Annotated in this window: 11 protein-coding genes; 5 read left to right on the top strand and 6 right to left on the bottom strand. The window is 31.2% G+C overall.

Going from position 1 to position 15,516, the window contains the following annotated elements:
* Positions 1–57: 57 nt before the first annotated feature.
* A complete protein-coding gene (nhaC, locus tag FP421_RS00875) occupies positions 58–1,527 on the top strand; it encodes a Na+/H+ antiporter NhaC (RefSeq protein ID WP_159946659.1) in 1,470 nt (489 codons plus the stop codon).
* Position 1,528: 1 nt separating this feature from the next.
* On the top strand, positions 1,529–1,987 hold the full coding sequence (locus tag FP421_RS00870) for a GNAT family N-acetyltransferase (protein ID WP_159946657.1): 459 nt from the start codon (positions 1,529–1,531) through the stop codon (positions 1,985–1,987).
* On the opposite strand, the gene FP421_RS00865 is transcribed toward FP421_RS00870, so the two are convergent.
* Both FP421_RS00865 and FP421_RS00860 read right to left on the bottom strand, forming a co-directional pair.
* Complete coding sequence (locus FP421_RS00865; RefSeq protein ID WP_159946655.1) at positions 1,988–2,224, bottom strand: hypothetical protein; 237 nt, start codon at positions 2,222–2,224, stop codon at positions 1,988–1,990.
* A 144-nt stretch (positions 2,225–2,368) separates the two neighbouring features.
* Positions 2,369–4,330, bottom strand: coding sequence for a putative porin (locus FP421_RS00860; protein WP_159946653.1), 1,962 nt, complete (start codon positions 4,328–4,330; stop codon positions 2,369–2,371).
* Between the two features lie 82 nt (positions 4,331–4,412).
* Here FP421_RS00860 and FP421_RS00855 point away from each other — a divergent pair, with 82 nt between their 5' ends.
* Positions 4,413–5,012 carry a ribonuclease HII gene (locus FP421_RS00855; RefSeq protein WP_159946651.1) on the top strand — a complete coding sequence of 200 codons (600 nt, stop codon included), beginning with the start codon at positions 4,413–4,415 and terminating at the stop codon, positions 5,010–5,012.
* 177 nt (positions 5,013–5,189) lie between these two features.
* Entirely contained in the window at positions 5,190–6,242 is a 1,053-nt protein-coding gene (locus FP421_RS00850; protein ID WP_159946803.1) for a nucleoid-associated protein, read from the top strand.
* A gap of 117 nt (positions 6,243–6,359) precedes the next feature.
* On the opposite strand, the gene lipB is transcribed toward FP421_RS00850, so the two are convergent.
* The gene (lipB, locus tag FP421_RS00845) at positions 6,360–7,064 is read right to left on the bottom strand and encodes a lipoyl(octanoyl) transferase LipB (RefSeq protein ID WP_159946649.1); all 705 of its coding nucleotides are present in this window, start codon (positions 7,062–7,064) and stop codon (positions 6,360–6,362) included.
* A 74-nt stretch (positions 7,065–7,138) separates the two neighbouring features.
* On the opposite strand from lipB, the gene FP421_RS00840 reads away from it, so the two are divergent.
* Positions 7,139–10,429, top strand: a complete 3,291-nt coding sequence (locus FP421_RS00840) for a reprolysin-like metallopeptidase (RefSeq protein WP_159946647.1) — start codon at positions 7,139–7,141, stop codon at positions 10,427–10,429.
* A gap of 69 nt (positions 10,430–10,498) precedes the next feature.
* On the opposite strand, the gene thrC is transcribed toward FP421_RS00840, so the two are convergent.
* The 3 genes from thrC to thrA form a co-directional block, all read right to left on the bottom strand.
* A complete protein-coding gene (gene thrC, locus FP421_RS00835) occupies positions 10,499–11,782 on the bottom strand; it encodes a threonine synthase (protein WP_159946645.1) in 1,284 nt (427 codons plus the stop codon).
* An 82-nt stretch (positions 11,783–11,864) separates the two neighbouring features.
* Positions 11,865–12,788 (bottom strand): homoserine kinase, encoded by a 924-nt coding sequence (locus FP421_RS00830; protein ID WP_159946643.1) that lies wholly within the window; start codon positions 12,786–12,788, stop codon positions 11,865–11,867.
* Between the two features lie 77 nt (positions 12,789–12,865).
* Positions 12,866–15,304, bottom strand: a complete 2,439-nt coding sequence (gene thrA, locus FP421_RS00825) for a bifunctional aspartate kinase/homoserine dehydrogenase I (protein ID WP_159946641.1) — start codon at positions 15,302–15,304, stop codon at positions 12,866–12,868.
* Positions 15,305–15,516 lie beyond the last annotated feature (212 nt).

The raw sequence follows: 15,516 nt of genomic DNA, 5'->3' as shown, positions 1-15,516 counted from the left end.
ATCAATTTGCATAACATCTTGTAAAATCGTAACATTACAAGACAAAAAAATTAAGGAATGCAAGACCAAAAAAATCTTTCAGAAATAGATATTGAAGATCAAAAAATAATAGACAATAAAGAGTTGAATTTGTTAGAATCTATGATTCCTGTTGTTATTTTGATGTGTTTATTGGCATATAATATCTTTTTTGTTGATGGTCAAGAATGGTTTGGAGCCTATACCAATCAATATATTTTATTACTGGGTGGGGTAGTTGCAGCAGCTGTAGGTTTTTTTAATAAAGTTAGCTTAAAGACAATGCTCACAGAAGTTTGGGAAAACTGGAAAAGTGTTTTTGTACCTATTATGATTCTTTTTTTAGTAGGAGCTTTAGCAGGAACCTGGTTGGTTAGCGGAATTATACCTGCAATGGTTTATTATGGATTGCAAGTGCTAAGTCCTGAAATATTTTTACCAGCCTCAGTAATTATTGCAGCTATAATTTCAATAGCTACAGGAAGCTCTTGGACAACTTCTGCAACAGTTGGAATTGCCTTAGTTGGTATTGGGAGTGCATTAGGAATACCAACAGGAATGATTGCTGGAGCAGTAATTTCTGGAGCGTATTTTGGTGATAAAATGTCACCACTTTCTGATACTACAAATTTGGCACCAGCAATGGCAGGAACAGACTTGTTTACCCATATCAAATACATGGCGTTTACAACTGTGCCTACTATTTTAGTTACATTAATTGTGTTTGCTATTTTAAGTGCAACTACAGAAACTACTGGAAGTACAGATGTTAGTAATTTATTACTTTCTATAGACAATACCTTTAACATTACACCTTGGTTATTTGTTGTGCCTGTTCTTGTTATCGCAATGATTTTAAAGAAAACAAAACCTTTAATTGCTTTAGGTGCAGGAGTAGTATTGGCAGCTGTTTTTGCTCTTATTTTTCAAAGTGATGTATTAACAAGCTTGTCAGATTCTAAAATAGGCACTATTATCAATTCAGTTTTAACGGATATTCAAATTCAAACAGATAATGAAAAATTGACAGAACTTTTTGCTTCTGGAGGTATGAACGGAATGTTATGGACCATTTTCTTAATTGTCTGTGCTATGGTTTTTGGTGGAATTATGGATGCTATAGGAGCCTTGGCAAAAATCACCAAAAGTTTATTGGCAGTAGCGAGTTCAGTTTTTGGATTGTTTGCCAGTACTGTAATTAGTTGTTTGGGATTAAATGTAATAGCCTCAGATCAATATTTGGCTTTGGTAATTCCAGGTAAAATGTTTAAAAAAGCATATGAAGATAAAGGTTTAGCGCCTGAAAATTTAAGTAGAACTTTAGAAGATTCTGGAACAGTAACTTCGGTTTTAATTCCTTGGAATACCTGTGGCGCTTATCAATCTGGAGTTTTGGGAGTTTCTGTAGCAGATTATTTTGTTTATGCAATCTTCAATTATTTAAGTCCGTTTACCACCTTACTTTTTGCGGCGTTAAACATTAAGATTCGTCAATTGGTTAAGAAATAAAATGATTGTTAAAGCTACTGTTTCTGATGCAAAACAATTAACTGAAATTGCTATACAATCTAAAGCTTTTTGGGGATATTCTAATGAGTTGATAGAAAGTTGGAGAGAAGATTTAACTGTAACACCAAAAATGTTCCAAGAATGGAACATTTACAAATACGTTCTTGATAATGAAATTGCTGGCTTTTACATTTTAAACAGAGCCAATATTAGAACCAGTTTTTTAGAGTTTTTATTTGTATCACCTAAATTTATCAATCAAGGTTTAGGTACAAAATTACTAAACCATGCAAAAGATTATTGTCTTGAAGGTAGTTCTGCAATTATAAATGTCTTATCAGACCCAAATGCAAAATCATTTTATGAAAAACATGGTTTTAAAATTATTGCAGAAAGAGAGAGTTCAATTCTAGGTAGATTTTTACCAGAAATGGAGTTTGAAATTCTAGAGAATATGTAATTATTTCTTTTTGATAAGGTTTAGAACTAAAGAAATTATCAAGAAAACCCATGGAGTTCCATGCAATACAACATCAAACCAATCTTGTGCTTGCATTGCATCTTTACCAGAAAAAGCATTTCCGCCTAAAATCCATTGAATTTTACCCCAAATATGTGGCGGATTAAAAGGCGCTAAACCTAAAGTTAAACTTGCCATTAAAAAGAGTTTCCAGTTGTTTTTAAGTTGATTTTTCATTTTAAAACTTCTCGATATAATTTTTTCATTCTTCAAAAATCACTCGAAGTGACATTGTATTATATACTTTTACTTTAATGATTTTATTTTTATTCTCAAATTTACTAAAAGTCTTTCCCTTTGGGAAGGATTTAGGATAGGCTTTTATATAAACCAATTCCAAACCAAACCAAAACGTATTGTAAAATCCCTGTAAGGATAATTTGGTGCTGAGAAATAATTCTTAGGTCCAAAACCAGAGGTGACGTTATCAATTTTAAAATATAAACGAGTTCTTCTTACTTGCGCATTAAAGAAAACATCAACAGTTGGAAAACCTATTTCTTGTGTGTTTTGTATGGTAAATTCAGATAATAATGGATTATAAGCATTCATTTGATATTTAGTAAAGTACTTAAACGTAGCACCAATATTTACTAACATTGGTTTTCCTTTAAACCAATAATCAGTATAGTATAATGTGTTTCTGGTTACAAGTTCAGGAACTCGAAATACAGAACTTCCACTACTTACATTTTGATACATTATAGTGTTGTCTAATGCTAATTTCCAATATTTTATCTCTTTATTTACTTTCGCTTTTAAATATACAATTTGATCTGGAAATTGTTGTGGAGTATTATTTTCATCAAAATAGGTGTAGTTGTCTATATTGGTAAGATGTACAGAGCCATTTAGCCATTTAGACTGCAAATCAAAACCTAAATTTCTAGTGTTTACATTGCTAAAAGCATCGTTTTGCCAATTGTAATCATCAAACTTACTTTGGTGTAATAATGTGTTAAAGTTTGGTGATTTAGAACTGAGTAGTAAACTTCCTTTTACAGAAAAAACACTGTCTTTCTCATACACAGCTTCTCCTTTAAAAAAGTTTCCTGATAATCTACTATTTCCAGGAGTAAGTGTTCCTGTAGCATTTAATTTAAAGTTTTTAATTCTTGCATTCCAATCTGCACCTACAGAAATGGCATTACCTTCTAATTTAATTTTAGAAATAGTCCCAGCACTGTTACTGTTTAAAATACTATCATAACCATAAGAATAATTGGTAAGATTTACTTTGGCTTTAAATTTACCAAGAACATATTTAGAATTAAATTCTAAATTAAATTCGTTGTTGTTTAATTGAGATTTTGCTTCGTTATTGGTTGCTCCTGCATCACTTACATTTCCAAAAACATCAGAGTTGCTAGGTTGAGTAAAACTGTAAATTTTGGTTTCACTAGTAAGAACATGTCCAATTTTCAAATTGCTAAAATCTTTTTTGGTAATACTATCTTTACTCGATAACAACTTGTAGCTATGATTTATATAGACTCTGTTTCCATCAAATTGATTTTCGGCATCATTTAAATTTACATCTAATCTTGCTCTGGTTTCAAAATTTGGATCATCATCTTGAAATTTGTCAATTTCACTTTGTGGTAAACCACCACTTTCTTGATTAAAAAAATCTTGGGTAGTAATATGGCCTTTAATTTGATATTGATTTTCTTTAGTTCTATAATGAAAAGCACCTCTAAAATTTCCATTACTCACCAAAGATCTTCTGTAAGCACCCAAAGAACGAAGTCCTTTATAAGAAAGAGATACATTTAATCTTGGTGAAAAATTTAAGGTAAACAAAGCATCCAAAACTTGCCCTTGTTGTAAACCAGTTCTGTACATTATTTCTGAAGTAGTTGTAGGAACTTCGTAGTATTTAATGTCTTCAATTTCTAAATAACTAAACTGTTTTGCAGAAAAACCGATGTCAGGAAAGAGATTTAAATTATCAAAATTATACCCCAAACTAGTGAATGTTTGTCCTTGATTATGAAACTCTAATAACTCAAAATTATCAGTTCTAAGGTAGTTGAATCTATATTCTTTTTGAATGGTTAACGTAGTATCTATGTAAGTTGTATCTCTGTGATGAGAAAAAACTTTATAATCTGTATATTTTGTTTTTCCAGATAAGGTTACTTTAATTTCTCCAGAACCACTTATAGAATCTTGTTGAGTTCCAATAAGTCCACTACCTGTTCTTCCTGTAATAGCCTGAGAAAAACCAATATGAATTGAAATGAAAGTTAAAATGACAAATAAAAATACTTGTTTACTCATAGTACGATTGTGCAGGGCAAATGTAAAATAATAAAACGAAAATTGTTGTTAATAATTATGGGGAAATCTGTTAATTTGTAAGATGTTGAAATCTAATTACAGTGGTTTTTCTTTAGAGGTAGGTACAGACGAAGCTGGTAGAGGATGTTTATCTGGGCCAGTTGTAGCAGCAGCAGTTATTTTACCTAAAGAATTTTCGCACCCATTTTTAAATGATTCTAAGCAATTGTCTGAAAAAAGAAGGGATCAATTAAGGCCTTTTATAGAAGAAAATGCCATTGCATTTGCAGTTTCTTTTGTTTGGCAAGAAGAAGTAGACAAGATTAATGTTTTGCAAGCTTCTATTACTGGGATGCATCGTTCTATAGCAATGCTAAAAACACAACCAGAATTTATAATTGTAGATGGAAACAAGTTTAAAAACTACAAAGAAATTCCGCATGAAACTATTGTAAAAGGCGATGCAAAATACTTAAGTATAGCTGCTGCATCAGTTTTAGCAAAAACATATAGAGATGAATATATGGCAAAAATTCATGAAGAATACCCTATGTATAATTGGCAGAAAAATAAAGGCTATCCTACCAAAGAACACAGAAATGCAATTCGTGAGTTTGGGCCAACAAAATACCACAGAAAATCTTTTAAATTATTACCAGAACAACTGAAACTAGATTTTTAGAAGCTAATTGCTACTTTCACTACTCACTTTTTTCCTTCCTCAAAAGAGCTCAGACAGATAGCCTATCTTGAGCTTGACGAAAGGTTCAATCAGGACTAAACTTGTTTATAAACTTTCAGAAATAACATCAAATTATTTAAAAACTTAAATTATTTTTACGTTTCAAATTTTCAAATGATGATTAAAAAAACCAGAGCAGAAATTACCAAATGTATCTTACATAAAGTCGCTAATAAATTTAATAGTGGTCATAATGTGTTTTCTGAAGATCTCATTCGTTTTGATCAGGAAAGTTACGATTTAATGAAAAGTTTCTTGTTAAAACCATTTGGAAGTTTAACACAAAGTTATCGTTTTACCCATCATGCTGATGTTCGTTTAAACGAGCTCAATAACTATGCTACAGAAGTTTTTTCTGATGAAACTACTTTTATAGAATACTCTAAGAATTTTGTGAATCATTTGTATGAACAATCTAATTCTGCACAAATTAAAACAGGGGATGTAATTGTTGTTTTTATCGAAGGCTTAGAATACAAAGATGTCTTAACAGAAGGAATCGGAATTTTTAAAATTGAAAATAAAGTCGATTTTTTTCAAACCTATTTAGATGATAATGAAAGTTGGGATGTTGTGGTTCAAAAAGGAATTTCAACAAAAAAAATAGATAAAGGTTGTTTAATTTTAAATACATCTGACACAGAAGGTACCGTTGTTTTTTCTGTTGATAATAACAATTACGATGCACAATATTGGATTAAGAATTTTTTGGGTGTAAAATTAGCAGACGATTATAATTCACATACTCAAAATTATTTAGAATTGTGTAAAGAGTTTTCAGAAGAGGTAATTAAACCCGAATTGGGCATGCACGAACAAGGAAATTTCTTAGCAAATACCGTAGATTATTTTAAAGAACATGAAGCTGTAGATTATCATAATTTTAAAGACGAAATTTTTGAGGAAGACAAACACAAAGAGTTGTTTGATGATTATAAAAAGCATTTCGAAACCTTAAATGATGTCTTGATTAGAAATAATTTTGATGTTTCTGGCGTTGTCTTAAAAAAGGAAAAAAGTAAGTTAAAAACAGAAATTAAACTAGATACAAACATCAATATTAAATTAGATGTAGATGCACCAGAAGCAGCATCAGAATATTTAGAAAGAGGTTATGACGAAGAAAAGAAGATGAAATACTATAAAGTCTATTTTAATGAGGAGAAGTAGGTTTGTTAGTTGTTAGTTGTTAGTTGTTAGTTGTTAGTTGTTAGTTGTTAGTTGTTAGTTGTGAGAAATCTACATTTTTCCATAAACCATAAACCATAAACCATAAACCATAAACCATTAACCCATCAAAAACTCATCAACCTCAAACAAAGTTTTAAAATGCTTTAAAATTTTACTTTTTACTTCTTGTAGATCTACTTTTTTATTTAGTTCAGCCTCCATAGAAGTTACTGCTTTTCCACGAATACCACAGGGTATAATATTATCAAAATAACCTAAATCTACGTTAGCATTCAGTGCAAAACCGTGCATGGTTACCCAACGTGAAGAACGAATTCCCATAGCACAAATTTTACGAGCAAAAGGTGTTCCAACATCTAACCAAACACCAGTTTCTCCTTTGCTTCTTGTACCTTTAATTCCGTATTCTGCGATAGTTAAAATAATGGTTTCCTCTAATAAACGAAGGTATTTATGAATGTCTGTAAAAAAGTTTTCTAAATCTAAAATAGGATAACCCACTATTTGACCAGGACCATGATATGTAATATCTCCACCTCTATTTATTTTATAAAAAGTGGCTCCTTTTTCTGTTAATTGCTTTTCGTTCAATAACAGATTACTCATATCTCCACTTTTACCTAACGTATATACATGAGAATGTTCAACAAATAAGAAATGATTTTTGGTAATATTATTGTGGTCGTTTCTTCGGTTATCAATCTTAACATCAACAATTTCTTGTAATAGCGTAGTTTGATAATCCCAAGTTTCTTTATAATCTTTTACAGATAAGTCTTTTAACAGTATGTTTCTATTCATATTCTCGACTACAAAGATAATTATTTCATTATATTTGAAACATTCTGTATTTATCTATTTTAAATTACGTATTTATGAAAATTAGAATACTTCTTTTTTTTGTTTTTGCAATTTCTTTGCTTAACATAAGTTCTTTGCATGCTCAAGAAGTGTGGGCTAAAATCAACAAAGAAACCTATCACCTTCAAAAAAAGGAGATCTTAAAAAAGCCAAACTTTCCAAAAGAATTTAAATTATTGTCTTTTAATGCAACACGTTTTTCTAATAAAATAAATACAAAAAATAAACCAACACTGTCTTTACCAAATTCTGAAGGTGGTTTTTCTGAATATATTGTAGAAGAAACATCGAGTTTATCATTAGAACTAGCTAATAAATTTCCAATGATTAAATCTTATACTGCTTATGGTATAGATAATCCTAATTCTATTGCTAAAATCAGTATGGGTACAGATGGTTTTCATGCTGTAGTTTTTACTGCAGGAAAAAAGACACTGTATGTAGACCCATATTCTAAAGATAAAAAAGAATATATTTCTTATTCAAGAGAAGATTTAAACCTTGAAGATAAGGAGTTTGTCTGTATGGTTCAAGAATCTAAAGAAGGTGTTTCTAATAACTCAGTGTTTTCTACAGAGAGTGCTAATGGTTTTCTAAGAACTTTTCGTTTAGCTTTGGCGTGTACAGGAGAGTATGCTCAGTTTCATTTAACTAGACAAAATATACCCGCTAATGCAACAACAGCAGTTAAAAAGGCTGCAGTATTATCAGCAATGAATACATCGATAACAAGAGTAAATGTAGTTATGGAAAAAGATTTATCAGTTAAATTAAAAATAATAGATAATAATGAGCAAATTATTTTTTTAGATGCCAATACAGATAACTTAACAAATTCAAATGAAGGTGTTTTAATTGGAGAAATTCAATCTGTTATAGACAGTAAAATAGGTAATGCAAACTACGATATTGGCCATGTTTTTAGTACTGGTGATAATGCTGGTATAGCAGCATTTAGATCTGCTTGTAAAACATCAACAAAAGCACAGGGAGTTACAGGAAGGTTAGCGCCAGTTGGGGATGCTTATGATATTGATTTTGTAATACACGAAATAGGGCATCAATTTGGAGCAAATCATACTTTTAATAACTCTTGTAGCGGTAATAGAGAGTCTAGTACAGCAGTAGAACCTGGTAGTGGATCTACAATTATGGCGTATGCAGGTATTTGTGCTCCTAACGTGCAAACTCAAGGTGATGATCATTTTCATGCGGTAAGTATTACAGAAATATTAAACTATATTCAATCTAGTGCAACATGTTATACTTCTTCAGCTACAGGTAATACTGCTCCAATAGCGAACGCTGGTTTAGATTATAGCATACCCAAATCTACACCATTCATATTAAAAGGATCTGCTACAGATTCTGATGGAATTTCTAGCTTAACCTATAATTGGGAACAAACAGATGTAGAAATAGCAACCATGCCTCCTTCTTCAGTAAGTACTGGAGGTCCATTGTTTAGATCATTACCATCAAAAACATCTCCAAACAGATATATGCCTGATTTAGCGACAGTTATTGGAGGTAGTATTTCTTCTACGTGGGAAGTTATATCAACAGTTGCAAGAGAAATGAATTTTGCATTAACAGTAAGAGATAATCATAATGGTGGTGGAGGTATCTCAAGAGATGATATGAAAGTTACGGTTGTTGATATTACTCCTTTTCAAGTAGTATCGCAGGCAGCTTCTGGAGTAGTTTGGAAATCTGGCTTTTCTGAAACCGTTACTTGGAGTAAAGGAACATCTGATGTAGCACCTGTTAATTGTAAAAATGTAAATATTTTACTGTCAACAGATGGTGGATTGACCTTTCCTATTGTTTTAAAAGCAAATACACCAAATGACGGAAGTGAGCAAATAACAGTACCTAATAATCCAACAACTGAAGCAAGAATTATGGTTCAGGCAGCAGATAATATATTTTATAATATTAATGCATCAGAATTTACCATAGAATCTTCTGTACCCTCTTTTGAAATCACTAACACAAGCGGCTTACAGTCAGCTTGTAATTCAGGAAATCAAACAGCTAGTTATACTTTAAATTTTAATTTTGTAAACGGTTTTTCAGAAAATGTTTCTTTATCAGCAACTGGTCAACCATCTAATACCACAGTAACCTTTTCGCCCACTTCTATAAGTAGTGATGGTAATGTTACAATGAATGTTTCTAACTTAAATGGTGTTTCAGCTCAAGATTATATAATTAATGTTGTTGGTAATTCTAACAGTGTTACTCAAAACCTTGCTGTTACTTTAAAAATTACAACAGATAGTTTAGGGGAAGTGAATTTAACATCACCTATCAATAACGCTATAAATGTTGATTTAAATACAAATTTAAAATGGGTTTTTGCTGATAATGCCAGTAGTTACGATGTTCAGGTAGCAACAGACTCTGGTTTTGCAAATATATTTTCTAGTGGAAATGTTACAACAAATTCTTATGAACTAACTAACTTGTCTGTAAATACAACTTACTTTTGGAGAGTAAAGCCGAAAAATAATTGTAGTGAAGGAAATTATTCGAATACTTTTACTTTTAAAACATTAACACCTACTTATTGCTCGTCTACTTTTACTGATGAAGCAAGTGGATCTGAACATATAACTAGGGTTGTCTTTAATACCATTAATAATGCTTCTGGAAACGATACTGTAGACGGATATCAAGATTTTACATCAATCAAAACCAATGTTAAAAGAGGAGATACACACCAAGTAAGTGTTACCTTTGATACTGATGGATTTAGAGATCAATGCTTTGTTTATATAGATTGGAACAGAGATTTTATATTTGATGTTAATACAGAAATGTATGATTTAGGTAAATTTACAACACCAATAGCTACAGCTACCAAAAACATAACTGTACCTACAAATGCAGTTTTTGGTGAAACCAGAATGAGAATATTCATAGAATACTTTGATGATAGTATTTTACCTGGAGGTGGGGCTTGCGATTCTGATCATTTAACAGAATGGGGAGAAACAGAAGATTATACAATAGTTATTGATAATACAGCTTCTGTGAATGATGTTACTTTTGATGGATTTAATTTATATCCAAACCCAACAAAAGGAGAGTTTACAGTAAACTTACAAACTGTAGATTCTAATAAAGTCTCAATACAATTATTAGACCTTTCAGGAAGACTAATTGATAAAAAAGTATTTACAAATGTTGGAGGTTATTTTTCTGAAAAACTATTTTTTGATAAGGCTTCTTCAGGTATATATCTATTAAAAATAAGCAATGGGTATAAACAAACCACACGAAAACTAATTTTAAAATAAAAAAATGAGGACGTAAAAACTTTAGTTTTTACGTCCTCAAAAAATACTATTCTCAATTTTATACTTTTATTATTGTAAAAGATAATTTTTTAAATCTTCATAAGAAGCAGCTTTTATAGCTACTTTTTCTTTGTCAATTACTTTTTTAATTTGTTCTGGAATTGCAACTTGAACAGGTAGCGTTTCTTCCACAACATCTAAAAACTTTACAGGATGTGCAGTTTCTAAAAAGATTCCATATTCATGTTCTTGCAAACCATGTTTTTGTAATCCTAAATAACCTACAGCTCCATGAGGATCAGCAATATAACCAGAATTTTTATAGATTTCTTTCATCGTTTCACGAGTTTCATCATCCGAAAAGCTATAGGAAGAAAAAGCACTTTTAAGCGCGTTTAAATCGTTGTTGAATAGTTGTTGAATTCTAATAAAATTACTTGGATTTCCAACATCCATAGCATTAGAAATGGTTGCTTTTGATGGTTTTGGTTTGTAAATACCATCAACCAAATAATTAGGAACTGTATCATTTACATTGGTAGAAGCTACAAAATGTTTGATAGGTAAACCCAATTTTTGAGCCATAATTCCTGCACAAATATTACCGAAATTTCCGCTTGGAACTGAAAAAACAAGGTCTTTATGTTGTTTGTGTAATTGCTTGTATGCAAAGAAAAAATAGAACATTTGTGGCAACCAACGTGCTACATTTATGGAGTTTGCAGAAGTTAATGTTTTTTGAATTTCATCATCTAAAAAAGCAGTTTTCACCATTTCTTGACAATCATCAAAAACTCCATCAACTTCAAGAGCGGTAATATTTTGTCCTAAAGTGGTTAACTGTTTTTCTTGAATATCACTTACTTTTCCTGATGGATATAAGATAACAACATTTACACCTTTTGCACCTAAAAATCCGTTGGCAACAGCACCTCCTGTATCTCCAGAAGTAGCAACTAAAACCGTTACTTCATCATCATTATCTTGGTTAAAATACTCCAAACATTTTGCCATAAACTTTGCGCCAACATCTTTAAAAGCCATAGTTGGACCATGGAATAATTCTAAAGTTCCGATATTGTTATCAACAGGAACAACAGGGAAATCAAAAGAAACAGTTTCTGCAATAATTTCTTTTAATTTCTCATCAGGAATTTCATTACCTACAAATTGTTTAATGGCTTCGAAAGCAATTTCATGGTTTGAATAGTTAGCAATATTGTCTATAAAATTCTTTGATAAAGGCGTAATTGACTCAGGAAAATACAAGCCTCTGTCTGGTGCAATTCCGTTAACAACTGCATTCTTAAATGTTGTTTTTGGTGATTTATGGTGTAAACTGTAATAGTTCATTTTATTGGTTTTTGGTTCGTAGTTTTTAGTTTTTGATTGGTTTAAAAGTTCAGTTGAAAAACCAATTTCTAAAAGCCATTAACTATTTTAAAATTTTTATTCCTTCTTGATTTACTTTTGATGTAAATAATTCGAAATCAATTCCTTTATCTTGGTAACTTTTTTCAATAGCCTGATATACATTTTTCATGCTTTCATCACCTTTACACAACGCAAAAATAGTTGGTCCAGAACCACTAATTCCAGCACCTAAAGCGCCAGCATCAATAGCTGCAGTTTTTACTTCATCGAAATAAGGAATGAGTTTCTTACGATGAGGTTCTACAATTATATCCACCAAAGAATTACTAATTAAATTATAATCTTTAGCATGTAAACCACTAATCAATCCACCAACATTTGCCCATTGCGTAACTGCATCTTTAAGAGCAATTTCTTTTGGTAATACATTTCTTGCATCCTCAGTTCTTACTTCTATTTGTGGATGAATTGCCACCAATCTTAATTCATCAGGAACAGGTAATTTTATGATTTCTAAAGGCTCATAACTTCTAATTAATACAAATCCGCCATAAATAGCAGCTGCAACATTATCTGCAATTGCAGAACCACAAGCAACTTCTTCTCCAAACATGGAAAATTTTGTCAATTCTAAATTAGAGTATTTGTTGTCTAGTAACTTGTTAGCACCAAAAGCAGCACCAGCAGCACTTGCTGCTGAACTACCTAAACCACTTCCTGGAGAAAAACCTTTATGTATGGTTAATTGAATACCGAAATCTGCATCTGCATCTAATAGCATTTTTTTAACCACTGCACTTGCAGCATTTTCATCAACATTGTATGTTAAATTGGCACCAGTAATATCGGTAATTTCTACTCCTTTACGAAGTGTTTTTACAAAAGTCATTTCATCACCAATTTCATCAACTGCAAATCCTAAAGAATCGAATCCGCATGAAACATTGGCAACTGTAGCTGGAGCAAATATTTTTAAATAATCCATTTATTTTGGTTTGTGGTTTGTAGTTCGTGGTTTTTAGTTAAGGCCACAGCCAAAAACCAAAAACTAAGAACCAATAACTATTTGTTAGCAATTCGAATTACATCCGCAAAAATACCAGAAGCAGTAACATCTGCACCAGCACCAGCACCTTTTATAATTAGTGGGTTTTCTGGATATCTTTCAGTGAAAAATAAGACAATATTATCACTACCTTCTAAATTGTAAAAAGGATGATTTGATGGAATGTGCTGTAAACCAACATTTGCTTTTCTATCCACAAATTCAGCAACGTATTTTAAACGACAATCTTTATCTGCAGCAGCTTTGTAAATTTCTTGAAAATGAGATTCGTTTTTTGTTAGTGATGCGTAAAAATCATCATTATTTGAAGTTTCTAAACTCTCTTTTGGCAAAAAGGCATTGTTGTCAATGTCTTCCAATTCTAATTGATAACCACTTTCTCTAGCTAGAATTAAAATTTTTCTTGCTACATCAACTCCGCTTAAATCAATTTTAGGATCTGGTTCTGTATAGCCTTCTTTTTGTGCTTGTAAAACAACGTCATGAAACGTAGTTTTTGCATTAAAATTATTGAAAACAAAGTTTAAACTACCAGATAAAACGGCTTGAATTTTGTGAATTTGATCACCAGAATTGACCAAGTTTTTCAACGTATCAATAATTGGTAAACCTGCACCAACATTTGTTTCAAACAAAAAAGAAGCATTGTATTTCTTAGAAACCTCTTTTAAAGTTTTGTAATTTTCAAAATCTGAGGCACAGGCAATTTTATTACAAGTAACCACAGAAATACTATCTCTTAGGTATTTTTCGTAGACTTCAGAAACTTTTTGATTTGCAGTGTTGTCTATAAAAACACTGTTTCTTTGGTTGCATTCTTTTACTTTGTTGTAAAATCCGTCCAAACTTGTAGGTTCTCCATTCTCTAAAAGAGTTGCCCAATTTTTTAGGTCGATACCAGAATTATCAAAAACCATTTTTCTTGAATTTGAAATTCCGATGACTCTAATATTTAACTTTAAATTCTGTTTTAAGAATTTCTTTTGTTGATGCAATTGAGCTAAGAAACGTTCACCAACATTACCAACACCTGTCACAAAAAGATTTAGTTGTTTGTTTTTTTCTTCAAAAAACTGTTCATGCAACGTATTTAAAGCTTTTTTAGCATCGTATTTATTAATAACAGCAGATATGTTTTTTTCTGATGAACCTTGAGCAATTGCTCTAACATTAACGTTATTTCTTCCAAGAGCACTAAACATTTGTCCGCTTAAACCTTGGTAGTTTTTCATGCTTTCTCCAACAACAGCAATAATTGCCAAATCATTTTCTACTAGAACAGGTTTTATTTTTTTTCTATCAATCTCAATATTAAACGTTTCGTCTAGAAGTTCTTTAGCTTTATTGGCATCAGAATCATAAATACCAACACAAATAGAATGTTCTGACGATGCTTGAGTGATGAAAACAACATTAATTTTAGCTTGAGAAAGTGTTTCGAACAAACGTTTCGAAAATCCAGGAATTCCTATCATTCCTCCACCCTCTAAAGTGATAAGACTAATATCTTCGATATGAGAAATCCCTTTTACTTCATTTCCGTTTTTAGGATTTTTAGAAATTAAAGTTCCGTGGTTTTCTGGATCAAATGTATTTTTTATTCTAATTGGAATCTCTTTTCGTAACGAAGGTTGTATTGTTGGCGGATACAATACCTTTGCTCCAAAATGCGACAATTCCATTGCTTCTTCATAAGAAATCTCAGGAATGGCAAAAGCTTGTTTTACTACTCTTGGGTTTGCAGTATACATACCACTAACATCAGTCCAGATTTGTAATTCATCAGCATCTAAAGCAGCAGCAAAAATAGCAGCTGAAAAATCAGAACCACCTCTACCTAAAGTAGTGGTTTCTCCGTCTAAATTTGAAGAAATAAAACCTCCTAAAACGGTAACTTGATGAGAATTGTTTTTAAAGAAATCTTGTATGTTCTTATTCGTTTTTTTAAAATTTACCTGAGCATTTAAGTAGTTACTATTCGTAACAATTAAATCTCTACTTTCTTGGTGAGTTGCGTCTATCTTTTCTTTGGCAGCATACGCTATTAGAAAAGAAGACAAACGCTCTCCCAAACTAGAAACTTTCGCTAAGGTTTTGTTAGATAACTCTTGCAATAGAAAAATACCTTCGTATATAGATAATAATCTATCAAATAAGTAAGTTATTTCTTTATTAACTTCTTTCGTATTTTTTAAAATTAAATTATCCAGAACCTCAAAATGTAATTCTTTAATACTTTCAATGGTTTCTTTGGCGCTTAAAATATCATCTAAAGCAGCATTTGCACCCGCTAATAACTTATTAGTTGTTTTCCCAAAAGCAGAAACAACAACTGCTACTTTTTGATCTTTTGCTTCTTTAGCAATAATGTCTAAAACTTGTTTTATGTTTTCTGAATTTGCTACGGATGAGCCTCCAAATTTTAATACTTTCATTTGTAATGAATAGTTTGTGTAATTTATATTTTATTGATTTTGTTTCATTTTTACGAAACAATAGATAACCTTTTATGATATGAATATAGTATAACCCCTAAAGGGTAATTGTTGTAGATGTGCGTGTAATAGTGCGCATAGAAGTAACCACTAAAGAAGTAGTTGAAGTTGAATTGATATGAAAATACGATTGATTCACGAGACAAAAATAG

This window comes from Polaribacter septentrionalilitoris (assembly GCF_009832745.1).
Classification (GTDB): domain Bacteria; phylum Bacteroidota; class Bacteroidia; order Flavobacteriales; family Flavobacteriaceae; genus Polaribacter; species Polaribacter septentrionalilitoris.
Note: the sequence above shows the minus strand (reverse complement) of the source record. Positions and strands in the feature narration are given on the sequence as shown.

Excerpts from the sequence above, each read along its gene's own strand:
- nhaC (WP_159946659.1), top strand. The coding sequence starts at position 58 with ATGCAAGACCAAAAAAATCTTTCAGAAATAGATATTGAAGATCAAAAA.
- FP421_RS00870 (WP_159946657.1), top strand. The coding sequence starts at position 1,529 with ATGATTGTTAAAGCTACTGTTTCTGATGCAAAACAATTAACTGAAATT.
- FP421_RS00865 (WP_159946655.1), bottom strand. The coding sequence starts at position 2,224 with ATGAAAAATCAACTTAAAAACAACTGGAAACTCTTTTTAATGGCAAGT.
- FP421_RS00860 (WP_159946653.1), bottom strand. The coding sequence starts at position 4,330 with ATGAGTAAACAAGTATTTTTATTTGTCATTTTAACTTTCATTTCAATT.
- FP421_RS00855 (WP_159946651.1), top strand. The coding sequence starts at position 4,413 with ATGTTGAAATCTAATTACAGTGGTTTTTCTTTAGAGGTAGGTACAGAC.
- FP421_RS00850 (WP_159946803.1), top strand. The coding sequence starts at position 5,190 with ATGATTAAAAAAACCAGAGCAGAAATTACCAAATGTATCTTACATAAA.
- lipB (WP_159946649.1), bottom strand. The coding sequence starts at position 7,064 with ATGAATAGAAACATACTGTTAAAAGACTTATCTGTAAAAGATTATAAA.
- FP421_RS00840 (WP_159946647.1), top strand. The coding sequence starts at position 7,139 with ATGAAAATTAGAATACTTCTTTTTTTTGTTTTTGCAATTTCTTTGCTT.
- thrC (WP_159946645.1), bottom strand. The coding sequence starts at position 11,782 with ATGAACTATTACAGTTTACACCATAAATCACCAAAAACAACATTTAAG.
- FP421_RS00830 (WP_159946643.1), bottom strand. The coding sequence starts at position 12,788 with ATGGATTATTTAAAAATATTTGCTCCAGCTACAGTTGCCAATGTTTCA.
- thrA (WP_159946641.1), bottom strand. The coding sequence starts at position 15,304 with ATGAAAGTATTAAAATTTGGAGGCTCATCCGTAGCAAATTCAGAAAAC.